We start from the raw sequence: 23,625 nt of genomic DNA, 5'->3' as shown, positions 1-23,625 counted from the left end.
CTATCCATGCGGAGAGGAAGCGACAGCCCCTCGGGGCGGCGCCGGGCACGCGAGCCTGAAGGATTGCGATCAGAGCAGGCGGGGCTGATCCGGCATCGATACGCCCCCGATCGACACGCCCTCATGGGCCAGAAGCCAGCGCTTCCGCTCGAGGCCGCCGCCATAGCCGGTGAGCGAGCCATCTGAGCCGATCACCCGATGACAGGGCACGACGACGCTGATCGGATTCGCTCCATTCGCAAGCCCCACCGCCCGAACCGCCTTCGGCGCGCCGATCTTCACCGCAAGCGCGCCGTAGCTCAGCGTCGTGCCGGCAGGGATCTCGGTGAGAGCGGTCCAGACCTTGCGTTGAAAAGGCGTGCCGCCCGTCGCCCAGGCAAGCCCCGTCAGGGCTTCGACATCGCCGGAGAAATAGGCTTCGAGCGCATGACGGACCTGTGCGGGAGCGCGGCCGGCCTCGGGATCAACCCGGCCGTAATGCGTGCGCAGAAGCCGAAGCATGCGTTGCTCGAAATCGCCGAAATAAAGACTGCGAAGAGCGCCCTGCTCGTCGGTCGCGAACAGGGCCGGACCAATGGGCGTCTCGAGCTGGTCGATGACGAGGCGCTCAGGCTGCGCGTTGTTCATGGTCACTTTCCTTCATCGGGTCTGCGGGCTTGGTCAGCGAGGCCCAGAGATGGATGGCCGCATAGGCTCGCCACGGCCGCCAGCCCTCCGCGCGGATCAGCAATTCAGCGGCGGTGGGGCGTTGTCCGTTAGCGTCCGCCATGGCGCGCAGCAACCCCACATCGGCGGCCGGAAACGCATCCGGCTCCCGCAGGGCTCGTATGGCGATGTATTGCGCGGTCCATTCGCCGATTCCGGGCAGCGACCGAAGCTGCGCGATCGCGCCTTCCAGATCGCGATAGGGTCCCAGCAATGCGGGATCAGCGGCAACGGCCCCGGCAAGAGACGTCAAGGCCCTGGCCCGCGCACCCGGCATCAGGCCCAGAGCGGCGATATCGGCTTCGGCGAGGGCCGAGGGCGACGGGAAGGAATGCGTCAACCGCAAGGCACGCGCAGCGGGATCCTGAATTTCAACGCCGAAGGCCGTCACCAGCCGCCCGGCCAGCTTGGTTGCGGCCGGCACGGTGATCTGCTGGCCGAGGATCGCCCGCACCGCGAGCTCGAAACCGTCCCAGGCTCCGGGCGCGCGCAGGCCCGGCCGCGCGGCAACGAGAGGAGCCAATGCTGGATCCTCCGACAGATGCGCGCCGATGAGGATCGGATCCGCAGACAGGTCGAAGACCCGGCGCACCCGCGCGATGATCTGCGGCAACAAATTTAGCTGCGGAAAACGCACGGCGACCTGCAGCGTGTTGCCGGTTCCCGGCTCGACCACCAGTAGGCCGGATTGGCCATCGAGCGTGATCGTCCGCGCATAGCGGGCATCCATCACGGCCTCGATGCCGGGAATCGCCCGCGCCGACAGGAAAGCGAGGATCCCGTCCCAGTCATAGGGCGGACGATAGGGCAGCCGGATCGTCACCGCCGCATCAGGCGTCGTCGTTCCCCGCATGCGGCGCAACTTTGCCGGAGGGCGCCGGAACATGATCTGGAAGGTTTCGTTGAAGCGGCGCACGCTGCCGAACCCCGAGGCAAGCGCCACCTCGGCCATGCTGAGATTGGTCTCATGGATGAGCTGCTTGGCCAGATGCACGCGCCTGGCCTGCGCCACCGCTACCGGAGAGGCCCCGAGATGCTGCTGGAACAGGCGCCTCAGCTGACGCCCGCCGACACCGAGGCGCCCGGCCAGACCTTCCACATCCCCGTCGTCGAGAGCGCCCGCCTCGACCAGGGCCAGCGCCCGGGACACGGTGTTCGACGAGCCGCGCCAGGCAGCGAGATCCGGCGAAATCTCGGGCCGGCAGCGCAGGCATGGCCGGAAACCCGCCTCCTGAGCCGCCGCAGCGGAGAAATAGTAGCTCACATTCTCCCGCTTCGGCGAGCGCGCAGGGCAGATCGGCCGGCAATAGATGCCGGTGGTGTGAACGCCGACGAAGACCAGCCCGTCGAAACGAATATCGCGGGTGCTGAAAGCGCGGTAGCAGGCGTCGAAATCAAGGTCCATGCCCGCATTATCACCACTTCGCCGCCTCGCGTCTCGCGGTTTTCGGACATGAATGGCGATCAGGGAGGCAAGGAAGACGTTTTAATCGGAAAGCGGCGCGGCAATAAATAAAAGACCCCGGCAGCTTTTCCTGCCGGGGCCCAATCTTGAACTTGGACTCTTCTTAGATGAAGAGGAGTTCCTTGTAGGTGAAGTTCTTCAGGAGCTTATTGTTCTTGAAGGTCGCGATCTGAACGGCAGCCTTTCCGCCGTCACCGTCGGCATCGTAATAGAGAACAAGCTTCTTCGAGTCGTAGATGAAGAAATCATCCTTGTCCTTCGCCTTGTCGCCAACGGTGAAGAACTTGCTGGCCAGCTTGGCGGGCTTTGCCTCAGTGCCCTTCTTGATCGTGTTGTAGAGAGCCTTGTTGCTCTTGAACAAGGCATTGTCGAGCCAGATCGTGTCTTCCTTGACCGAATAGTCCATGATCTTGTCGACATTGGCCTTGCCCAGCTTGGTGTCGAACACGAAGGTGTCCTTGCCCTTACCGCCGGTTAGGGTGTCCTTACCGAGACCGCCCCAGAGCACGTCGTTGCCGAGGCCGCCGCCGAGAGCGTCATTGTACTTACCGCCCTTGAAGACATCGTTGAAGACGCTACCCGCAGTCTTCTCGACACGGACATCACCAACGTTGATGGTGAGGGTCTGTGTAGAGGTGGCGCCAGCCTTGTCTCTGACTTGAACCTGGATTTGGTGCGACTGCGCCTGCTCAAAGTCGAGTTTGAAGCCGTCCGCCACCAGAATTTGGTTACCAACCAACTTAAATCGACCGCCTGCGCCATCACCGACCAAGCTGTAGGTAAGAGCATCGCCTGCATTCGAATCTGTCGCGGCTAGCGTTCCTACAACTGTATCTGCGGCTGCAAGCTCCTGAGCCACCATATTGCTCAGGCCGGCAAGTAGCGGTGCACGGTTTGCGATAACGGTATCTACCGAGATAGCCGAGTTCGTGACCGGTGCATCGACATGACTTACGTCGCTAAGCGAGATATTGAAGTGTGTCGACTTGACTGAGCCTGCCGCGCCAAAGGGGTTATCCGTCGGATTGAACTTCACGTTATCCATCACGAGCGTCAGAACATCAGCCTTGCCTGTGAAGGTATAGGTTTTCACTCCTCCCGATACAGTGGAAGTCACGGTAGCACCGGCGGGGATCTCAAGAGCGCCATCACCGTCGGCGAAGGAGACCTTGAGCGTAAGGTCGTTGTTTTCGGTATCGCCGAACGTGAGACCGGCGAAGGCAGACACGCTGGCGCCGTTGTCCGTCGTCGTGAACAGGGTCGGTCCGCTCACAACCATTGTCGGGGCGTCGTTAGCCACCGTGTGATCGGAGACAGTCGATTCGACCTTGATCTGGCTGTTCGTGACGGGCGCATGACTTCCATCCTTGACGCCGATGATGAAGTCCGTGGTGAACTTCGTTCCGGCCGCAGCAGCCCGATCAATCGGGTCGAATTTCACATTCTTCAAGGCGAGCGACAGAATGTCTGCTTTGCCCGTGAAGGTGTACGTCTTCGTGCCTGCTGTGATTGCCGATGTAGCTGTCACACCGACGGGCAAAATGAGATCGCCATCAGCGGCAGCGAACGAGATCGTGACCGTAAGATCGTCATTCTCATTGTCGCCGAAGGTCACTCCTGTGAAGGGCGAGACGGCGGGACCATCGTCAACAGCGGCGGTCGTTGTCGAACCTGTCACAGTCACCGTCGGGGCGGCGTTCGAGACAGCCACGTCCTTGATACGGATGGTGATGTTCTGGCTGGCAGTGCCGCCATGGCCGTCCCCGATGTTGACCGTGAGCGTGTAGTCCGTGTCCGCCGTGACCGGCAGCTTGGACGCGTCCGCGATCTTGATCTTGCCGGCGGCATCGATCGAGAACAGGCCACCATAGGTGTTGCCGAGCGCATACGTGATAGTATCCCTATCGTCGTCATGCGCCGTCACCGCAGCGACGATGCCAACCCCGGCAGTCTCCTGAACCAGGATCTTGCCGGTTTCCGCACCCGTGCCGGCCGTGCCGTTCGTCGAGGCTGAGATGCCGTCGATGACCGGAGCATTGTTCAACGCATCGACGTTCTTGATGCGGATGGTGACGTTCTGGGCGGCGGTGCCGCCATGACCATCCGAGATGTTGACCGTGAGCGTGTAGTCCGTGTCCGCCGTGACCGGCAGCTTGGAGGCGTCTGCGATCTTGATCTTGCCGGCGGCATCGATCGAGAACAGGCCACCATAGGTGTTGCCGAGCGCATACGTGATAGTATCCCTATCGTCGTCATGCGCCGTCACCTCAGCGACGATGCCAGCCCCGGCAGTCTCCTGAACCAGGATCTTGCCGGCTTCCGCACCCGTGCCGGCCGTGCCGTTCGTCGTGGCCGAGATGCCGTCGATGACCGGGTTATGGTTGGTTGGCGCCACATCCTTGATACGGATGGTGATGTTTTGAGTGGCAGTGCCGCCATGACCGTCCGAGAGGTTGACCGTGAGCGTATAGTCCGTGTCCGCAGCGACCGGCAGCTTGGACGCGTCCGCGATCTTGATCTTGCCGGCGGCATCGATCGAGAACAGGCCACCATAGGTGTTGCCGAGCGCATACGTGATAGTATCCCTATCGTCGTCATGCGCCGCCACCGCGGCGATGACGCCGGCCCCGGCCGTCTCCTGCACCAGGATCTTGCCGGTTTCAGCACCCGTGCCGGCCGTGCCGTTCGTGTCTGCCGAGATGCCGTCGAAGATGGGGTTCTGGTTCACGTTCTTGACGCGGATGGTGATGTTTTGAGTGGCAGTGCCGCCATGACCGTCCGAGAGGTTGACTGTGAGCGTATAGTCCGCGTCCGCCGTGACCGGCAGCTTGGAGGCGTCTGCGATCTTGATCTTGCCGGCGGCATCGATCGAGAACAGGCCGCTATAGGTGTTGCCGAGCGCATACGTGATGGTGTCGCCTACATCATCGTCATGGGCCGCCACCGCAGCGATGATGCCGGCCCCGGCATTCTCCTGAACCAGGATCTTGCCGGCTTCCGCGCCAACGCCAGTCGCGCCGTTCGTCGAGGCCGTGATACCGTCGATGACCGGGTTCGTATTGCCGGAGGCCACTTTGTCAACGTAAATCTTCACGACCGTGTCGGACGATGCGCTACCCATTCCCGTCGGGTTTCCATTACCGTCGTACCCACCACTATCTGTCGCACGGATAGTGACCTCATAGTACTTACCAATAGCATCCGACTTGGGCGCGGTCGCCCAGTCGAGAGCAACGCCAGCCAGCAACTTGAGCTTTCCATCAGCAGTCACTGTGAATTTATCGCCACCGGCAATGACCGAGTACGTCTTTGCCGCCTGCTCGCCGAGATTGTAATCATCATCCTCGTCAAAAGAATCCAACGCGCCGATGATGGCGCCTGCGGACTTCTCATTCACATGAGGCGCTGAGGAACCAGCGATAGTGAGGCCGGTCGGACCTTCGTTGACGTCTTGAACATTGAACGTGAAAGCACAGCCATAGGACGCCTTCGGGGTATAACCGGCAGCACCCGTGACATCGTACTTAATCTTGTTCATGAACGAGCCCATGTCCTCCCAGTTGAAGTTCACGGGCCCGCCATCGGCGATGTAGACAACCCAATCGCCCTTGCTATAGCCATTGCCATCCGCTTCAGCCTGCTTGATTCCGTAGCGACCGCCATCGTTGCCCGCAGAACCGGGAGCTGTATTGACCGTAAAAATTAGTTTTGTGGGGTCTTCGCCTGCCGCGAAGTTCGCGATCTTTCCGACCACGGTATTCGTCGTGATATTTTCGAAAATATTGACGGTGACCTTGTTCGTATCGCCAGGCTGGCTCGTGTACCCATTAACGGGAACAATTTGCAAATTTTGGAAAATAGCCATTCTCAGACCCCTCTCAGCGCACAGCTGAATTGCAATTTTATAACCAAATGTAACGTAACACCGTTATACAACCATTGCAATATCGCGTCTGCCTGTTCGTCAAGGGGCGGGATGATTAGACCCTTTCTTGTGCGCTGGCAGCAACACCAGAAAGCAGCGCTCCCGACTTGCCTGAGGCAGGTATGAACCGTGAGCAAAAGCGATTGCTTTTTGCGCCTCGTTCCATGTGTTCGCTTTTTTATCCCAATACGACAGCGCCCGCTTCTGATCATCAGAAGCGGGCGCAATGGTACTAAGGTAGCCTCGGTCGTTTAGGCCTAAGCCAGCATCGGATTACATCCACCAGAGGTCGGCTTTGACCACGAAGTCATTCTTGGTCAGCACAGGGGCTCCGGTCAGGGTCGCGATCTCTACCTGAGCCTTGCCGCCGGCCTTGCTGCCATCTTCATCATAATACAACTTGCCAGTGCTCTGATTATAGATGATCCGTTGCGCCGTCGTCGTCGCCGAAGTTCCTACCGCAAAGACAGTATCAGTCAACGATCCGCCAGTCAGGCCACCAAGCTTGAATAGCGTTCCGACAAGCCAGATCTTGTCTTCTCCGGACTTAAAGTCGACGATCGTGTCACGGTTTGATGTGTTGGCACGGGTGTCGAACACGAACACGTCATTGCCCGCTCCACCTGTAAGCTGGTCACGGCCATAGCTGCCGCTCAGGGTGTCGTTGCCTACGCCACCATTGAGACGGTCGGCACCCGTGCCGCCCTGCAGTCGGTCGCTGCCAGAATTGAGATCGCCACTCACCACTTCGTTGAGCCAGTCAATCACGCTCACCGTTAGATCCTGCTCGTAGGTCAAGCCGCCATCGGTAACCTGGATCTTGATGGTGTGTGAAACGTCCTGTTCGTAGTCAAGCTTGGTGAAATCGGCTACTTGCAGGCTATTGCCGGCGATCTGGAAGCGTCCGTCCGAGAGCTCCCATGAACCGCCGCCCATACCATCGTTTTTCCAGATCTTGAAGCTGAAGGAGCCGCCCTCGACATCGGTTACTACGAAATCACCGATAACTGTGCCGTTATCCGACAACTCCTGGACCCCGTTCGAAGTAAGTTCCAGCAGCGACGGCGGCGTGTTACCCGATGGATCTGTCGGCGGAAGGCCGCCACGGACATCGAAAATCTCGATGCCGGCCATACGGTAATCGGCTTTGGCCTGCTCGATGATTGCATCGATTTCTACCGCGGTCTTACCCAGGTTCGCGGCTTCGTAGAGGCCCCGATACAGAACCGCCGTGTCGGCTGTATCGGCGCCGGCACCGATGATCTCTCCTTGGACCTTATCGTTGATGTTGACGATGTAATAGACGTCGTTGCCCGCTCCGCCCTTCAAAGTGTGAACGACGCTGCCGTCACCACCAGCCAGGGTGTCGCTGTATTGGCTTCCTTCCAGGGTGTTGGCGTAGTTATTGCCGATCAGGAACACGCCGGACGTTCTGTCATCGGCGGCCTTCATCAACTCGACGCCGACATCCTTACCAAGCTGGTACTTGTCGATGTGGACGATGGCGGTGTCGAAGCCACCGCTGGGATCCATGGTTTCGACAATCACGTCGTTGGCATCGCGGATGTGGTAAGTGTCGTTTCCGTTACCACCGATAAGCGTGTCGCCTCCGCCGCCGCCGTCGAGCGTGTCGTCGCCGCCGCCGCCGCCGATCGTTTCACCGCCACCGCCGCCGCCGACGACATCGAAGAAGATGTGCTCGATATTCTTCAGCTTGCTGATGTCATAACCCCTGACATGCAGGATAGCCGTATCGTCCGTACCGCCGGTCACGTCCTCAAGGGCGATGTCGTCGAGGTGGCGGATGTGGTAGGTATCGTTGCCATCGCCGCCGACCATCTTGTCAGCCGCACCCACCCCGCCATCGAGCGTATCCGCGCCTTTCGATCCGATGATCGTGTTGGCTGAGCCGTTGCCGGTCAGCTTCATGCCGCCGCCGGTGACACCGCTCGCGTCGAGAATTTCGATGGTGGACGACAAGGTGTAGCTGTCCTTGCCGGCCGTGCCGAAAATCGCGCCCTGGAGCTTCACCGTGTCGGTACCGGTCGTGCCGGTCTCGTCGATCGTGACGCCGGTGCCGCGCACGATGTAGGTGTCGCCGCCCTCACCGCCGCGCAGGGTGTCCGCGCCGGCGGTGCCGCCATCGAGCGTGTCGGCAAAGCCGGTGCCGATGATCAGGTTGGCGAGGTTGTTGCCGGTCAGGGCCATGCCACCCTTGGTCACGCCGCTGCCGTCCAACGTGTCGGCGCCGGCGCCCATGGTATAAGCCTGGTTGCCGGTCGTGCCGAAGATCGTTCCGACCAGCTTGATTGTGTCGATACCGCTGGAATCGTCGACCACGTCGCCGGCGTTATCGACATAGTAGAGGTCGTCGCCCGCACCGCCCCTCATCGTATCGGCGCCTTTGCCGCCATCGATGGTATCGTTCTTGTTGCCGCCGATGATCTCCTGGCCGATGTCGCCGCCGGTGATGGACACCGCCGTATTCATGAAGGTGCTGTCGACATCGATGTACTCGACTTGCGACCAGGGATCGATTTCCATCGAGAAGGATGCGGTCCGGAGATGGATCTTGTCGTAACCGCCGCCGGCTTGCTCGAGCACACGGGTGGTCGCGCTGTCGACATAATACACGTCGTCGCCACCATAACCTTCGAGCGTGTCGTTGCCACCGCCGCCGCCGAGCGTTTCGCCGGTCTTATCCCATTGGTAGCCTTTCACGTAGTTGTCGGTCTCGTTGCCGAATATGACGGAGCCAGCGCTAGACGCCCAGAGCTCCTCGACATACGCTCCGGCAGTCAGCGTGTAATGACCGTTGACTACGACTTGATCATAGCCGCCACCCTGGGCTTCGACGATCGTGGTGGTGCCGCCAAAACCGTCCCAGATAGAATAGCCGTCGTCACCGCCGCCACCAATCAGCGTATCATTGCCGCCATCGCCTTCGAGAAAATTGTTGGCATCGCCGCCGATAATGAGGTTATCGAGCTGGTTGCCGTACAATTCGAGATTGAGCCTGTAGGTGACGCCGTCTATCGTCATGAAACCGATGTCGCTGGCATCGAGATTCTCGACATTTTCACCGAGTTGATAGGTCTCGTAGTCGGAGCCCCACAAACCGCCGCTCTTCAGGATAACCGTGTCCTTGCCGCCGGTATCCCTACCTATGGCATCCTTTTCGACCACAGTCGCATTGCCGGAGAAGACATAAGTGTCGTCACCGCCGCCGCCTTTAAGCGTATCGTCACCACCGCCGCCGATGAGCGTATTGGCCAGATTGTTGCCGATGATGAGATTGGCCGCGGAATTACCGATCAGCGTGATGGCGCTCGTAGCGCCGCTGCCGTCCAGAGTCTCGACATTATCGGCAAGGGTGTAGGATGTTGCAGTCGTGCCGACGAGCCTGACGGTATCGATCCCGAAAGACGTGCCATCACCTGTATCGTCAGCGTCTTCCCTTACGACGACCTTGGTAGGATCGCCGATGATATAGACGTCATTGCCGCCGAAGCCAGCGAGGACATCCTGACCGCTGCCGGCAGTGACGCCTCCACCGTCGAGGGTGTCATTGGTCCCGTTATTGCCCCCAATGTATTGAGCGAACTCATTCCCTTTGATGTTGACCGAACCAGTGTAGTCAAGGGAGGCATAGATAGTTTCAACCTGCTGTCCCGCCCCCAGCGTCCAGTCAGAGACAGCGACATTCACAATATCGTTTGTGCCGCTGCCTGTGACGGTGCCTTCGATAACGATGTCGGTCGAATTCCGGACGTAATAGGTGTCGTTGCCGAGCCCACCGTCGAGAGTGTCGCCCGCGCCGCCCGCGGCACCGGCATCCAGAGTGTCGGCGCCGTCCAACCCTTCGAGCTTATTGGCATAAGCATTGCCGACAATGCGGTTATCGATATTGTTGCCGACAATTCTCATCGCGACGGTGCCGGCGCCGGCAATCACGTTCTCGACGTTGGCTCCGTTATTGTTGACGGTGTAAAGTCCACCAAATGCCGAGCCGATGAGAACAGCCGTGTCGCTGCCAGCGCCGGCATTCTCGACGATCTGGTCTCCGGTGCTGTCGATCAGGTAAGTATCGTTACCCGTTCCGCCGTAAAGCGTGTCGGTACCGCCGCCACCGTCGAGCGTGTTGTCGCCGGCCGTCCCGCCCAGCATATCAGTAAACCTGGTGCCGATAATGCCTTCGATGGAAGTATATTTGTCGTTGACCGCTTCGTTGGTATTGCTCAACCCTCCCGGAACCTGCGTCAGATCGAGGAAAGCACGAACGGAGGTGCTGGAGTCTGCATAGCTGACGAAGTCCGTGCCGGAGCCGCCATCCAGCGTATCGCCACCCGTGCCTCCGTTCAGGGTGTCGTTGCCGACCCCGCCCACGAGACTGTCGGTGCCGCCGAGGCCCACCAGATAATCGTTACCGGCGCCGCCGAACAAATGGTCTTCACCGGCCGACAGGCCATAGGTCGAGCCGGTCGCGTTCGTCGAAGAGCCCGTAATCGTGTCGTTGAAATTGGAGCCTTCGATTTCCTCGATATCGACGTATCCGTCGCCTAGCGCGTCGCCAGTCGGCGCGGTCGCGCCGCTCAAGTCGACATTGACGCCGGACGTGGCGGTTATATAGGAAGCCCGGTCAAGACCAGCGCCACCATTCAGAAGGTCTGCGCCAGCGCCACCGATCAGGCTATCGTGACCTCCGCTGCCATAGAGCGAGTCATTGCCGTCCCCTCCGTCGAGAGTATCGTTCCCCAATGCAGTTCCAGCATATTGATGATCTTTAAAGGGATCGGAGGGAGACTGGGTCCAGCTGATACTACCGCTACGCGATTCAAAAATCTTCTCGTGCAGAGCGCCGGTGCCATTCTCGCGCCAGCTGACGATATAGCGGCCGTCACTAAGAGAATCGAGGGTGGGATGATCAGTAAAAGCAAGCTTATTCGTGACTTCAAGGGAATCGGTTGCAGGCGCCCCCGCAGCGTCGAAGGTTTGCATCCAATATGAAGCGCCGATCTTGTACCCGACTGCCCACTTCCCATTGGTAAGCGCCGCGACCGATACGTCTCTCGCATTCGTATCCCCATCGACGACAAACAGGCCGGTTTTGGCATTCCCCATTTCATCGAAGATCTGAGCCCTTACACCACTATTTCCCGCGATGAAGGTTGCGACCACCCATCCATTTGATAGCTTCTCGACCGCACCGTTCTGAAGGGAGCCACTCCACAGATCCACGCTCCCCGCGCCATAGTCTTCGCCGGTCGGCATCTTGAAACTTATCTTAATGGCACCAGTGGTTGTGTTGTAATTTAAACTAGCAATACCACCGTTATTGAGAATCTGGCCAGAACCAGAAGCAAAGGACTGCCCGAAAACACTGCTCGATTGAAGATTTCCGCCATTATCAAAAAAACCATTCGTACCGACGGTATTATAATTATTAATTATGAACCCACCAGCTGGAAGAGCCACCACCCCACCACCAAAAGGATTAGCAAATTCTTTAAGTAAGTTAGCATTACCATCAAGAACCAGAGCGTGACCTGACCAATTAATCACGGCGCCGCCATTACTGAGAGCAATGGGGGTGGCATACCCTACAAAGCCTCTGGAATCCTCGAACAGATCCAATACCCCCGACCGGGCACTCCCATCGGCATTGAAGATTTGCGCTTGCACCTTAGCCCCGCCGCTGCCCGAAGCCCCGACGCGCACAGACCATGTCGCCAGGAAAGTGCCGTTTGGCAAAGCGGTGATGGAGGCACCGAATCCGTCCGCGATGCCGCCGATATCAAATGCTGTCCAAGGCTGCTGTGCGACCATGATTTTACTCCTTAGTTTCAGCCAATCTAGAATGGCACTTTCTTAGTGCACGTTATCTCGTTGCATTTTCCGAAGCAAGTCTTATCCGCACAGGAAGGCGCGCAGTGACCAAAAGTCACGACCATGAATATTTCCCGCTAAATTTGCCGAGATCGGTCATAAATTTGCGCCACTAAAGTAAATTATGAAATATTTAACAAATATATCTTGCAAATTGACTCTTTTTTAGGAACTTGAAACCTTGAATTCTTCGCCAGAAACCCCGCGCTCGACGGCATACAGACGATTTATTGCTCTAGTTATGTCCATAAAGTCCGCCCATTAAAATGGGACGACATCGCGTTCACTTCTTGCAACTTTCGCCCTCTGCCTGCACACGGGGCAAAGCGACTATTCGGCCACGCAAACGATCAAATGCAAAAGGCCCCGCACCGAGTACGAGGCCTTTGCGTCCGACGCTACTTCAAGCGACGCGCCATTCAGATGATGAAGAAATCGGCATAGGTCATCTTGAGGTTTTTGGAGAGAGTGGCGATGAGCGCCGCCTTGCCCGCGCCGTTTCCGTCGGCGTCGTAATACAAATAGCCTTTCTTAGCATCGTAAATGATGCGGTCGTCCTTGTCGTGCGCCTTCGGGCCGATCCAGAAAGCACTCTTGGCAAGTTTGCCCGGCTTGGTGAGAGACCCCTTGCCCACCTTGGGCATGTACTTGTTCTCGAGCCAGATCGTGTCGCCCTTCACATTGAAATCGAGGATCTTGTCGACATTGCTTGAAGACAGCTTGGTATCGAACACGAAGATGTCCTTACCCAGTCCACCTTTAAGTTTGTCCTTGCCCAGGCCGCCGGATAGCCTGTCGTCGCCGCTGCTGCCTGTAATCTCGTTCGCAGCCGTATTGCCGGTCAGTTTGACCGAACTCGCACCGACAGCCATGAGCTTCTCCACATAGGCAGACAACTTATAGCTGACGGTGGCCATGACGGTATCCGTTCCTCCGCCTGCAAGCTCCATGATCTGATCACTCGCGGAGTCGACATAATAAAGATCGTTTCCCGATCCTCCGTCCATGATGTCGGAGCCGGCTCCTCCGTTCAGGACATCGTTCCCAGCGCCGCCGGAGAGGCTGTCGTCTCCGCCACCGCCCTGAAGAGTATCGTCATAAGCGCCGCCGACGATGGTATTGGCAGCCTTATTTCCGCTTAAGAGGAAAGCTTGCTGGAGACTGTCATCGGCCCTGAGCACTTCGACGCCCACCCAATCGCTTAGCTTGAAGGACGGGGCTGAAATGATCGCCGTGTCGAAACCGCCCTCTGCTGCAGGGTTCTCGTTGATGACATCCCCCAACGGACCCGCGGTCCTCACATAGTAAAGGTCATTTCCGGCACCGCCGGTCAGTGTGTTGCTCCCTGCACCGCCATCCAGCGTATCGTTGCCGGCATCTCCGAAGAGCCTATCGTTATCCGCGCCACCCTCGAGCCGGTCGTCACCGTCGCCACCATAGAGCACATCGTCGCCATCGCCCCCGATCAATGTGTCGGCGCCGCCGGCGCCGGTCAGCACGTTTTTGCCGCCGTTGCCGACGATATAGTTGTCGAGACCGTTGCCCGTTCCATTCACCCCTCCATCGAGGAGAACGAGCCGCTCGATGTGGTTGCTCAGGACGTAATCGCAGCTGGCATAGACGACGTCGTAACCCTCGTTTCCGGCCTCGATCACCACATCCGTTTCGATATCGACATAGTACGTGTCGTTGCCCAAGCCACCGCTGAGCATGTCAGCATCTGCCCCGCCATCGAGCACATTGTCATTCGCATCGCCGGTAAGAATATCGGCGTGGGCCGATCCGGTCAGGTTCTCGATTGAAATGTAAACGTCACCGGCTGCATCTCCGGTGTTGACGGAAGGATTCGCGAGGCTCGCAACAACGGAATCCGTCGCCCCTACATAAGACACCGTGTCGATACCTTCGCCCCCCGTAAAGATCTCGGCATCCGGCCCCCCGAGGAATGTCTCACCGGCTAAGGCGATGATGATGAGGTTATGTAAGTTTTTAGCCATGGGGCTCAATCCTCACGCACAGACCTTCAACGTCCGCTGTTGCTGTTCATGCTATGGGCATTTCGCCGACATCTCGGCCTAATTGTTGCCGCATCAATGATCAGATGCCATATCGCATCTTTGTAACGTTGCGTCAAATACATCGATGCGGAGGCGGAGCCCTGTTTGGACCGCCGCCCTTCGTGGATGCAGGCCTCCCGCCGGGGAACAGGGAAATCTAAGGCCAGCTATCGCGAGATCAATCTTGTAGAGTAATTTTGTTCGGAAAAAGCTTGGCTGGGGCGCCAGGATTCGAACCTGGGAATGGCGGTACCAAAAACCGCTGCCTTACCACTTGGCGACGCCCCAACGCTTCGCAGGGTGGGGTGTACATAATCGCCGCGAACGGCGCTGGCAACTCCGATTTCGCCCTCTTGCAGATATCCGCGCCAAGCTTGATTTCCCTCTTGCGGCCCTCCCTCCCCGCCGCTATAAGACCGGCCTCCCGAGAATTTTCGGTGTCGGAGTGTAGCGCAGTCTGGTAGCGCACCACGTTCGGGACGTGGGGGTCGCAGGTTCAAATCCTGCCACTCCGACCATTCTTTTCCCGCTTCAAGCATTCCGTTCCATTTTTCATGGATTATTGTCCGCCCCCCTCGCGGGCTAGAAAACTACTCAATCGGACATGTGGCTGATCGTGCCGCCGAGAGCCAGTTCGGCAAAGTGGAATCCGGTTTTCGTCCGATCTCCCTCTCGCCCCCCAAAGCGAAGCACGATCCTGCTGCCGGGCCACTTTTGCGCACGATGCTCTAGCGCCGCGGCCGCGGCGACAGATTGATCGTGACGAGTTCGCCGGTTTTGGGATCGAGGATCGTCATCGTTGTCTCCTGTGCTGCCTGTACAAGAGCAACGCGCCAGCGGCCCGCAAGATCAAAGCGGCTTCGGATCATGGTAAGCAATTCGTTACTGGAGAAAGCGTGGCCCGCTCTGGCGGGCATGGGGCCTGAACTCTAAACGGTTCGTCGCACAACGCATGTTGCCGAACTCTTTCTTCAGCATCCATTACGGAGAGACGAATCTATGAATACCGCTCACCTCAAGACGGTTTGGGCCCCTCGCCTGCTGAGCATCCTGAGAATCATCGCAGCTCTTATCTTCATGGCGCATGGCACGCAGAAGCTGCTCGGCTTCCCGGCCTCGCCCAACCCGGCTCCGGCCATGTTCAGCATGATGTGGTTGGCCGGCGCACTCGAAATCGTGGGCGGCGTGCTTCTCACGCTCGGATTGTTCACGCGTCCGGTTGCGTTCATTCTCTCCGGACAGATGGCCGTCGCCTATTGGATGGCTCACGCTCCGCGCAGCCCCTTTCCGGTTCTGAACGGCGGCGATGCGGCCATTCTGTACTGCTTCGTGTTTCTCTATCTGGTGGCTGCCGGCGGCGGCCTGTGGAGCCTCGACAATCTGCGTCAGCGCAAGGCGGCTTGAGCAAACCCTTCGACGTGAGGGGGCATTCTCCCTCACGTCTTGCCTGAATCAACGTTTCCGAGCCCGCGATCCTTGATACTGTCCTCGCGCTCGTCTTCCACCTCGATTTCCAAGCGTCGCCTGTCAGCCTCGTCGAGAGGATTGGGCAGCATGTCCGTCGTCAGGCTGGTCGTCGTCGAAGCGGCAGCGCCGATGGGAGGCGCATAGCCTTCCCAGCCCTCCGAGCGCCACGCATTCTGACGCTCTTCGATATCGACGCGGCCTTCATCGTCGAGAATGTCGATGGTGCGGCCCATATCGGCCTCGCCCACTTTCACCGTCACGAGCGCACCGCCGCGGCGAACGCCCTCGGTATAGACATGGGCCTCCTCCTCGCTGACGCCCGCATCGATCAGCGCTCCCGCCAGACCGCCGACGGCGGCCCCCGCCCCTGCGCCGACGAGTGTCGAGACGATCCAGCCCGCCGCCACCACGGGCCCGAGACCGGGAATGGCGAGCATTCCCAAGCCCGCAAGCAGGCCCGCGCCGCCGCCGGCGAGCGTCCCGATTGTCGCGCCCGTTCCCGCGGCGCCGCTCCTGCTCTCGTCCTCGTCGAAAGAACGTGTCGCATGCTGCGAATAGGCCTCATTCGCATTATTCGCGACGAGACTGATATCCGCATGAGGAATGCCGGCGGCCTCGAGGCGGGACACCGTGCGCGCCGCATCGTCGTAATTGTCGTAAAAGGCGGTAATCGTATTCTGGACCATCAAAACTCTCCTTGAGAAGCAACTTCGAGCCGCCCTGTTGCAAGCGTTTCGCTCATGCGCGGAATCATTTCGAGGCGACGTTTCCCCGATAATCGAGCATGACTTCGACATCCTGGCCGTTGCGCTGCGCCTTGCCGTGCCAGATGCCCTGACCGTCCTTCCTGAGATCGGACACATTGGCGAATCCCTGCGCCTCGATGCGGGAGCGCGCCTGTCCCTCGGTGAAGCTGTTGGCGCCGGGTGCGATGGTGCCGGTGTTTTCCGGGCCGCCTTTCGGTGTGATGGAAATGGCCGGATTCTCAATGCCGGAGCCGGAATTCGTATTGGTTTGCGCAAGTGCCGTGGTGCAGATCACGGCAGCAGCCGCGACGGCGAGAACAAGGCGCATGGAGCCGACCCTTCCGTTGAAAATTCCTCTGGGCCTAATGTGCGACAGGCTATGCAGTTCCCTCCTCCCTCGACGCCCTCCTCGACGGGCGGGGAGCGACTGCGCTTGTGTGCCGCCTTTCTGCCGCGCTAATTGGACGCTAAACCCATGGGACTTCGAAAGACGCCGCATGAAGGCGTGAAGGGGGCAACCACCATGCGTCACATCCATCTCGATGATGGCCTAACTCTGCGTTTTCCTGGCCGGTGCGAGGAATTCGATCAGGGGGTCGAAATCGGCATGCTGGCCGTTCTGATGGATTCGAAGATCCGCGAGTTCAACCGGCGGATCTCAAGTGCCAATCTCGGTCAGGCCCGGGCGCTCGCGAAGCAGCTGGGATATCACGTGGTCGAAGACCGGAGCGACGGGGATTTCATCGATCTGACTTTCCGGCACGGCTCGGCGCGGCCACAGCTCAAGGTCGTGCATTCGGTGGGCTGAACTTGGAGCATTTTCAGGCGAAGTGGATCCGGTTCGCCGTTGAAAATGCGTTCGAGTAAAAAGAGCCGATTCCACTTGCGTGGAATCGGCTCTGAACCGGCGCCGGACAGCAAAAAGCCGCCCGGAGGCGGCTTTGAGCGGTTCAACCGGAAAATGCCCGATCAGCGCTTTTCGCTGCGCCGAGTCACCGTCCAGGCCGCCTGCATCAGGGCGGCGGCGAGCGCCGTCTTCACGATGGTCGCGGCAACGAAGGGGGCTGCCCCCACGGTCCAGGCCTTGGCGAAGGGCATGATCGCCGAGAGCCAGGACAGGCCGACCGCGAAGATCACCGCATGGCCGATGGTCATCATGACGATGACGCGGGCCAGCGAGCGGTCCCAGCCCCGCTCGGCCATGAAGCCCATGACGAGGGCGGCAGCGAGGAAGCCGAAGAGGAAACCGCCGGTGGGGCTGGCGAAATAGCCGATGCCGGCCGGCATGGGCGGCGTGTTGGCGAAAACGGGCATGCCCATCGCGCCCTCGGCGAGATAAAGGGCCACCGTCGCACCGCCGAGACGCCAGCCGTAGGAGGCGCCGATGAGCAGGACGACCATGGTCTGCATGGTCATGGGAACATAGGGCAGAGGCACCTGGACCTTTGCCGAAAGCGTCAGGAGCGCCGTGCCCGCGACCATCAGTACAATGGCGCGAAGGGTGGCGAGGCGGGCATCGTCACGGGAAGGCCAGAGCAGGCCGACGAGAGTGGACGGCGAGGCAAGAGAAGAGGCGCCAGTCGACATCGAGAAATCTCCGGATGTTATTTCCGCCATTCGCAGGCGGTTCCTGACGCCTTATAGGTGGGTCGGGCGAACGTCTCAAGCCGCAGCCGTTTTCGCCTTTCATTCATGCACCAGGATAATTGCGGGGTCATTCCATGGCGGACGTTATCGACTTCGACACCAATCCCCCCGCCATGGCCGGCGAATGCGTCCGCGTGAGCCCCCTCGTTCGCCGGATCGTCGCCAACAATCCCGGCCCCATCACCTTCACCGGCACATGCAGCTATGTGGTCGGCCAGGGCCAGGTGGCGATCATCGATCCCGGTCCCGACCTGCCGGAGCATATCGACGCCCTGCTCGCAGCCGTGCGGGGCGAGACGGTGACGCATATCCTCGTCACTCACACACATAGGGATCATTCCCCCGCTGCTCAGGCCCTCAGGGCAGCGACGGGCGCAAAGCTCATCGGTTGCGGCCCCCATCGCAGCGCCCGTGCCCTTGCCGTCGATGAGATCAACCTCCTGGAAGCAAGCTCCGACAAGGATTACAGGCCCGACTGGGAGATGCGCGAAGGCGACATTGTCGCGGGGCCGGGCTGGAGCCTGACGGCAATCGAGACGCCCGGGCACATGGCAAACCACCTCGCCTTTTCCTTCCCCGAGGAAAACACCCTGTTCTCCGGCGATCATGTGATGGCTTGGTCCACCACCGTGATTGCGCCGCCGGATGGCTCGATGAGCGATTTCATGGCCTCGCTCGACAAGCTGCGCACCCGCGACGAGGAAGTCTACTGGCCCGGCCACGGCGGGCCGGTGCGCGAGCCGCAGCGTTTCGTGCGGGCGCTCGCCCACCATCGGCGCCAGCGGGAAATCTCCATCCTCAACCGGCTGGCCGCGGGAGACAGAACGATCCCGGCTATCGTGGCCGCGATCTATCAAGGCCTCAGACCCGCCCTGATCGGCGCGGCGGGTCTCTCGGTCTTCGCACATCTGGAAGATCTGGTGGCTCGCGGCGAGGTGATGACGGAGGGCTTTCCCACCCTCGACGGCGAGTACCGGCTGGCCTGACCATGATCAGTTGATCGCGAGTGCCTGATTCGACGCCTCTTCCAGGAAAGCGCGGATACGGTCCGCATTGGCGCCAAGATCGTGCCTCCCCATGCGAGACGCGGAACGGATGTCGATCCGAGAGCCGTCGGCGCGCGGGCGGATCCGCACGGTGACATCGTCCGGCAGCTTCAGGATGAAGGTCCGGGCCACCGCCTCCAGGCGCCCCGCTCCCATGCGCCCGCCGGGCGGCACGGCCTCGATCACCTGCCAGCCCAAACGGTCGGCCGTCTTGCGCACCACGTCGAAGGCCTCGTTGGGCCCCAGATCGAGGGTGAGCGGCGCTATGCGCACATAGGATCGGCGCTGCGCCTCCCGTATCTCGGGCGACACGTCCGGCGGGATATGGCCGTCCCGCGCGTCCAGGGCGGCGCGGGAGCGGGAGAAAGCCGGCGGATCGTCCGTATCGGTGGTGATGTCGTTGATCGGCGGCAGGGTAACCGCCTTCACGGCCATCCAGGCCGGATAAGCCAGGACCAGGGAGGCGATGACGAGCCCCTTGATGGCGCTACCGAGGCCGCGGCGTCCTTCCTGCCAGATCCGGACGAAGGCGACGAGCGACAACCCGACGGCCAGGAGCGCCACGGCGATTCCGGCACCGAGCGCGATGAACCCGGCATCGTAATCGATGCGCCCGAAGCGGATCAGCCCGGTAGTCATGGCGGAAACCGCAAGCGCGAACCATGCGACCATGGGCGACCATTTCGCCGGCCGGGAGAACGGTTCCTCGAGGATAAGGTGGCGCATCAGGACGTCTTACAAATCTCTTTGAGCGCGCGCCACTCCTCATCTGAAAGGAGTGGAGCACCGGATTGAACCGGTACCTGCCGTTCAAGAGCTTGGAGACGCTGATCGGTGACCGGGTGGGTCGAGAGAAATGCGGGGATCTTGCTTTCGTTCCCTTCGATGCGTTTCAGGAGAAGCGCCATCGGACGGGGCGAGCGGCCAAGCGCCGCCATAGTCCTGCCGGCGAAGTCGTCGGCTGCCGTTTCCGCATCGCGCGAATAGGCGCTGTCGACCAGCATCCGACCGGCGAGCACGAGCGCGCCACCACCGCTGACATCGCCGAAAAGGAGACCGAAGAGATAAGATGTACCTCCGGCCTGCACCAGCTTTCGCAAGCTGTCGCGATGCACGGCATGCCCCATCTCGTGGGCCAGGACACCGGCGATCTCATCGGCGGAATCGGCGCGGTCGAGCAGCGCGCGAAACAAATAAATGCGCCCGCCCGGCAACGCGATGGCGTTCGGGATCTTGGAATCCAGCACCGCAATCTCGGTAGCGGTTTCCAGTTTTGCCGCCTTGCGCAGACGCTCGGCAAGTGTCGCCAAGGCCGCGTTGCCGCGCGGATCGGAGCAGGTATCCTTGCCGAAGATCAGCTTGACCTGGTTATCGACCGCATGGCCGAGGCGCTTTTCCAAGGAGAACGGCACCAACGGGGTCAGCCGCTCGGCGACCACCGGCACGAGAAACAGAACGGACAGGACGATAGAGGCAGCCGCGAGAGCCGACCATATCAGGATGTGTCCCGTCTTTTCCTTGCGATCGCCCGCTTCGAGCAGATGGCAATGGGCCCGGATGGCGGATTGATCTCCGGCATCGGAGACGTCGAGGCGCGCCAGTTCCCGAGCGCCCTCAAGGGCGACCCTCAGGATCCCATCGGGAGCGTCCCTTCGCCGGACACTGCCGACAGGCCAGGAGGCGATCCAATCCTCCCCCTCGTGAATGTCCAGGCTGGAGGCGGTGATTCTGATGGAGACCGTCCTGCGACGTGCACTCTCCCCATCATAGAACGCCGCCTCCGCCATTGAATCTTCCTTAAACGCCGACGCCGAAATCGAGCGCGTCGGCGAGGCCTTCGCCCAGGACACCGGACGGTTGTCCCGCCGCCACGGCCGCATCGACCGCCTGGAGGTTCGATACCGAAATCGAGCTCACGATCACCGCCCACATGCCACGCCCCAGGAAATAGCGCTGAATGACGCCAAGGCCCAGGAAGAAAATGAGATAGCCGAGCGCGGCAACGATCAGAGCAACGACCGCTTCCCCGGTCAACCCGCCGGCCTGCATCGCCGCGAATCCATCCTTGAAGAAGACGGCGAACACGGCTGCGCCGATCCCGATGACAACCGCGAAGGCGAGAAGGAAGCCGATGGACGAGAAGATCAGCTTGAAGAAGAGACCGTAGAAGGCGCCGAGGCCGAGATTGCTCGACACGGAAACCTCCCCGAAGCGAAGACCGTCCATCTGCCAGCGGGTAAAGATCGCCATCGCCAAAGGAAACAGGCCGAATATCCCCAGGACCAGCCCGCCCGCGAAGACTACACCCATGGCATCCTTATGCTTGGGATAGACGCTCCCGAGATAGGCCGCGAGGGCGAGACCTCCGACGGCAACCGCGATGCCCAAAACCCAAACCCACCAGCCGCGTTTCAGGAGGGACCAGCCCGTGCCCTCGAAGTCACCCTGGATGTTGCCGAAATAGGTGTGGCGCATGCGGTAGCGCTCGAGCGAAGCCATCGCCCATGGCAGGGCGAGGCCGAGCGTCAACAGGTTGAGAATGTCCCATTTGATGGCGCGTGCGGCATAGGCCCATCCGGAGCCCGTCATCCAGAATCTCACGCCCCGGAAAATCGTGCGTGTCGCGCGATAGCGGCGTGCCCGGTACGTGCCGAAATGGGCGAGACAATAGATGATGAGGAGAAGCGGCAGGCTTGCGAGAGCGGCCTTTTCCTCCAGGAGGATGCCGAGAAGGAAATACCCGATATAGATCGGCATCAGAACGGCGACGGCGATCAGGAATCCGACCAGCAACTCCTTGGCGGTGCCCGTATATTCGAAGGCCTCCCCCGCCACCTGGGTGTTGGACCAGAGATGCCGGCGCAGCTTGGTGATGAGCCAGAAGCGATAGAAGCCGAATGTCGGGATCAGATACAGACAGCCCGTGATCAGCAGTTTCAGAAACTCGCGGCCGCGCCCGGAAAAAGCCATGGGCGCGCCGCTTGGCGCGGAAAGCGGAAAGTCGGGTGTGAGAGATGCCGTCATGGGCGTGCCCCTAGGAATATCAGGCTCATGCTTACCATCTTTTTGAAGCGTTAGAACGCTTCCGCCTGGCCTGTTCAGGGATAATTTCCGGCCTGCTCCATGGAAATGGCATGATCGGCCCCGGAAATTCCACCGGGGATGACGAAGGGAATAGTTCCGATGTAAACTATCCCTCCGTTTTCCCAAGGAACCTGCGCTCTTGACGTCCCCTTCTCCGAGTCCGGCGCCCGATCCGACCGTCGACCCGCTTCGGGTCTGGTTTCGTTTCATCCGCCTGCATCGCCGCGCCACGAATACGATCGCAAGCGAATTGAAGGCGCTCGGCCTGTCGATCCCGCAATTCGACCTGCTCTCCACCCTCACCGAACGGGAGGGCTTGAGCCAGCAGGAGCTGGCGGAACGGCTCTATGTGACAAAGGGCAATGTATCGGGCCTGCTCGATCGGATGGTGGAGGCAGGGCTGGTGGAGCGCAGGGCCATCCCGGGAGACCGCCGCTCCAATGCCCTGCATCTGACCAAGAAGGGACGCGATCTCGCAGAGCGCGGCATCGCCGCGCAGAAATCCTATGTGGAGGGCACATTGGGCTCGCTGCCGCCGGAGGATCTGGCGGATCTGGAGCGCATCGTCCTGGCGTGGCGTGAGCGCGCACGGGCGGCTGAGGATGAAACGCTCGCCAAACTTCAGCGTTGAGGCGCCATGTTCGATGCCATCGCATTCGCCGGCGGCGGAAACCGCTGCTACTGGCAGGGCGGCTTCTGGGAAGCGGCCGCGCCTCTGCTCGGCCTCAAGCCCGAAATAGTGGTCGGGGTGAGCGCCGGCGCATGGTCGGCCTGCTACAGCCTGCTCGGCCTCGGACGGCGCGTCAACGAGATGGTGGCGGAAGGCTGCAGCCTCGGCCGGCGTAATTTCGAGTGGCGCGCCTGGCGCAGCGAGGGCTCGCCCTGGCCGGTCTCGCGCATGTACCGCAGCCTGATCGAGGCCATCATCGACGAATCCGCCCTGGAGTGCCTGAAGCGCGGCCCCGACATTCTGATCTGCCTGGCGCGCAAGCCGCGCCGCCTGCCGCTCTCGCTCGCCATTCCGCTCGGCATCGCGACCTATCAGATCGAGAAGAAGTGGCGCGCGCCGGTCCATCCGAAGGGCGGACGCGCGATCGGCTTTCGCCCGGAATTCTTGCGGGTCCGGGATCTGACCTCGCCGGCCGAACTCTCGGAGGCGTTGATGGCAAGCGCGAGCGTGCCGCCCTTCATGCCGGTCGGCCAAGTCGGCGGCATGGCCGCGCTCGATGGCGGGCTTGTCGATAATGTGCCGGCAGAGCCCCTGCGCTCCGTCGAGGCGCAAGGCGGACGAACCCTCGTCATTCTTTCACGCCTCTATCGCACATTCCCGCAGGTGGCGGGCCGCACCTATGTCCAGCCGACGGAACCTGTTCCCGTCGGCCAGTTCGACATCACCAACCCGGCCGGGATCCGCAAGGCCTACGAGATGGGCCTGAAGGACGGAGAGATCTTTGCCCGTCGAATGAGACTTCGCGAGACCTGACGGGACAGATCCCGACAGGCTGGGAGACGGCAGATGTTCTGCAATCTTGTTAATCCACGATTAAGCTTGTCTCGATCATCTGCAGCTAAGCCAGCAAATGATCACGAGGCTGCC

General features: G+C 60.5%; 17 protein-coding genes and 2 tRNA genes. 6 read left to right on the top strand and 13 right to left on the bottom strand.

The window, feature by feature from the left end:
* Nucleotides 1-69: 69 nt before the first annotated feature.
* From AB4Y97_RS13905 to AB4Y97_RS13880, 6 genes are all read right to left on the bottom strand, one after another.
* The gene (locus AB4Y97_RS13905) at nucleotides 70-627 is read right to left on the bottom strand and encodes a methylated-DNA--[protein]-cysteine S-methyltransferase (protein WP_441999641.1); all 558 of its coding nucleotides are present in this window, start codon (nucleotides 625-627) and stop codon (nucleotides 70-72) included.
* The gene (locus AB4Y97_RS13900; protein WP_441999640.1) at nucleotides 608-2,110 is read right to left on the bottom strand and encodes an AlkA N-terminal domain-containing protein; all 1,503 of its coding nucleotides are present in this window, start codon (nucleotides 2,108-2,110) and stop codon (nucleotides 608-610) included. The genes AB4Y97_RS13905 and AB4Y97_RS13900 overlap by 20 nt, the downstream gene beginning before the upstream one ends.
* Before the next feature lie 163 nt (nucleotides 2,111-2,273).
* The gene (locus AB4Y97_RS13895; RefSeq protein WP_441999639.1) at nucleotides 2,274-6,035 is read right to left on the bottom strand and encodes a cadherin domain-containing protein; all 3,762 of its coding nucleotides are present in this window, start codon (nucleotides 6,033-6,035) and stop codon (nucleotides 2,274-2,276) included.
* Between the two features lie 333 nt (nucleotides 6,036-6,368).
* Entirely contained in the window at nucleotides 6,369-11,921 is a 5,553-nt protein-coding gene (locus AB4Y97_RS13890) for a hypothetical protein (RefSeq protein WP_441999638.1), read from the bottom strand.
* Between the two features lie 479 nt (nucleotides 11,922-12,400).
* On the bottom strand, nucleotides 12,401-13,978 hold the full coding sequence (locus tag AB4Y97_RS13885) for a calcium-binding protein (protein ID WP_441999637.1): 1,578 nt from the start codon (nucleotides 13,976-13,978) through the stop codon (nucleotides 12,401-12,403).
* Between the two features lie 273 nt (nucleotides 13,979-14,251).
* Nucleotides 14,252-14,326, bottom strand: a tRNA-Gln gene (locus tag AB4Y97_RS13880).
* A gap of 153 nt (nucleotides 14,327-14,479) precedes the next feature.
* On the opposite strand from AB4Y97_RS13880, the gene AB4Y97_RS13875 reads away from it, so the two are divergent.
* Nucleotides 14,480-14,556 (top strand) — tRNA-Pro (locus AB4Y97_RS13875).
* 210 nt (nucleotides 14,557-14,766) lie between these two features.
* Here AB4Y97_RS13875 and AB4Y97_RS13870 read toward each other — a convergent pair.
* Nucleotides 14,767-14,907 (bottom strand): hypothetical protein, encoded by a 141-nt coding sequence (locus AB4Y97_RS13870; protein ID WP_441999636.1) that lies wholly within the window; start codon nucleotides 14,905-14,907, stop codon nucleotides 14,767-14,769.
* Between the two features lie 130 nt (nucleotides 14,908-15,037).
* Between AB4Y97_RS13870 and AB4Y97_RS13865 the strand changes: the two genes are divergently transcribed.
* Complete coding sequence (locus AB4Y97_RS13865; RefSeq protein ID WP_441999635.1) at nucleotides 15,038-15,442, top strand: DoxX family protein; 405 nt, start codon at nucleotides 15,038-15,040, stop codon at nucleotides 15,440-15,442.
* 32 nt (nucleotides 15,443-15,474) lie between these two features.
* Here AB4Y97_RS13865 and AB4Y97_RS13860 read toward each other — a convergent pair whose 3' ends face one another.
* Nucleotides 15,475-16,191, bottom strand: a complete 717-nt coding sequence (locus tag AB4Y97_RS13860; protein WP_441999634.1) for a hypothetical protein — start codon at nucleotides 16,189-16,191, stop codon at nucleotides 15,475-15,477.
* A gap of 64 nt (nucleotides 16,192-16,255) precedes the next feature.
* Entirely contained in the window at nucleotides 16,256-16,579 is a 324-nt protein-coding gene (locus AB4Y97_RS13855; RefSeq protein ID WP_441999633.1) for a PepSY domain-containing protein, read from the bottom strand.
* Nucleotides 16,580-16,726: 147 nt separating this feature from the next.
* Between AB4Y97_RS13855 and AB4Y97_RS13850 the strand changes: the two genes are divergently transcribed.
* Nucleotides 16,727-17,059 carry a hypothetical protein gene (locus AB4Y97_RS13850; protein WP_441999632.1) on the top strand — a complete coding sequence of 111 codons (333 nt, stop codon included), beginning with the start codon at nucleotides 16,727-16,729 and terminating at the stop codon, nucleotides 17,057-17,059.
* A 161-nt stretch (nucleotides 17,060-17,220) separates the two neighbouring features.
* On the opposite strand, the gene AB4Y97_RS13845 is transcribed toward AB4Y97_RS13850, so the two are convergent.
* A complete protein-coding gene (locus AB4Y97_RS13845; RefSeq protein WP_441999631.1) occupies nucleotides 17,221-17,838 on the bottom strand; it encodes a biotin transporter BioY in 618 nt (205 codons plus the stop codon).
* A 134-nt stretch (nucleotides 17,839-17,972) separates the two neighbouring features.
* Between AB4Y97_RS13845 and AB4Y97_RS13840 the strand changes: the two genes are divergently transcribed.
* Nucleotides 17,973-18,884: an MBL fold metallo-hydrolase gene (locus AB4Y97_RS13840; RefSeq protein ID WP_441999630.1), complete on the top strand. Its 912-nt coding sequence runs from the start codon at nucleotides 17,973-17,975 to the stop codon at nucleotides 18,882-18,884.
* A 6-nt stretch (nucleotides 18,885-18,890) separates the two neighbouring features.
* Here the strand turns inward: AB4Y97_RS13840 and AB4Y97_RS13835 are convergent, their stop codons facing one another.
* From AB4Y97_RS13835 to AB4Y97_RS13825, 3 genes are read right to left on the bottom strand one after another with little or no spacing between them, the layout of a single operon-like run.
* Nucleotides 18,891-19,670: a DUF1499 domain-containing protein gene (locus tag AB4Y97_RS13835; protein ID WP_441999629.1), complete on the bottom strand. Its 780-nt coding sequence runs from the start codon at nucleotides 19,668-19,670 to the stop codon at nucleotides 18,891-18,893.
* On the bottom strand, nucleotides 19,670-20,731 hold the full coding sequence (locus AB4Y97_RS13830) for a M48 family metallopeptidase (RefSeq protein WP_441999628.1): 1,062 nt from the start codon (nucleotides 20,729-20,731) through the stop codon (nucleotides 19,670-19,672). The genes AB4Y97_RS13835 and AB4Y97_RS13830 overlap by 1 nt, the downstream gene beginning before the upstream one ends.
* Nucleotides 20,732-20,741: 10 nt before the next feature.
* On the bottom strand, nucleotides 20,742-21,968 hold the full coding sequence (locus AB4Y97_RS13825) for a DUF898 family protein (RefSeq protein WP_441999627.1): 1,227 nt from the start codon (nucleotides 21,966-21,968) through the stop codon (nucleotides 20,742-20,744).
* Between the two features lie 199 nt (nucleotides 21,969-22,167).
* Here AB4Y97_RS13825 and AB4Y97_RS13820 point away from each other — a divergent pair, with 199 nt between their 5' ends.
* Nucleotides 22,168-22,659 (top strand): MarR family winged helix-turn-helix transcriptional regulator, encoded by a 492-nt coding sequence (locus AB4Y97_RS13820; protein WP_441999626.1) that lies wholly within the window; start codon nucleotides 22,168-22,170, stop codon nucleotides 22,657-22,659.
* 6 nt (nucleotides 22,660-22,665) lie between these two features.
* The gene (locus AB4Y97_RS13815; RefSeq protein WP_441999625.1) at nucleotides 22,666-23,511 is read left to right on the top strand and encodes a patatin-like phospholipase family protein; all 846 of its coding nucleotides are present in this window, start codon (nucleotides 22,666-22,668) and stop codon (nucleotides 23,509-23,511) included.
* The last annotated feature ends 114 nt before the right edge of the window (nucleotides 23,512-23,625 follow it).

The sequence above is a fragment of the Microvirga sp. 2TAF3 genome (genome assembly GCF_052114965.1).
Classification (GTDB): domain Bacteria; phylum Pseudomonadota; class Alphaproteobacteria; order Rhizobiales; family Beijerinckiaceae; genus Microvirga.
This window is presented reverse-complemented; position numbering and strand designations above follow the sequence as displayed.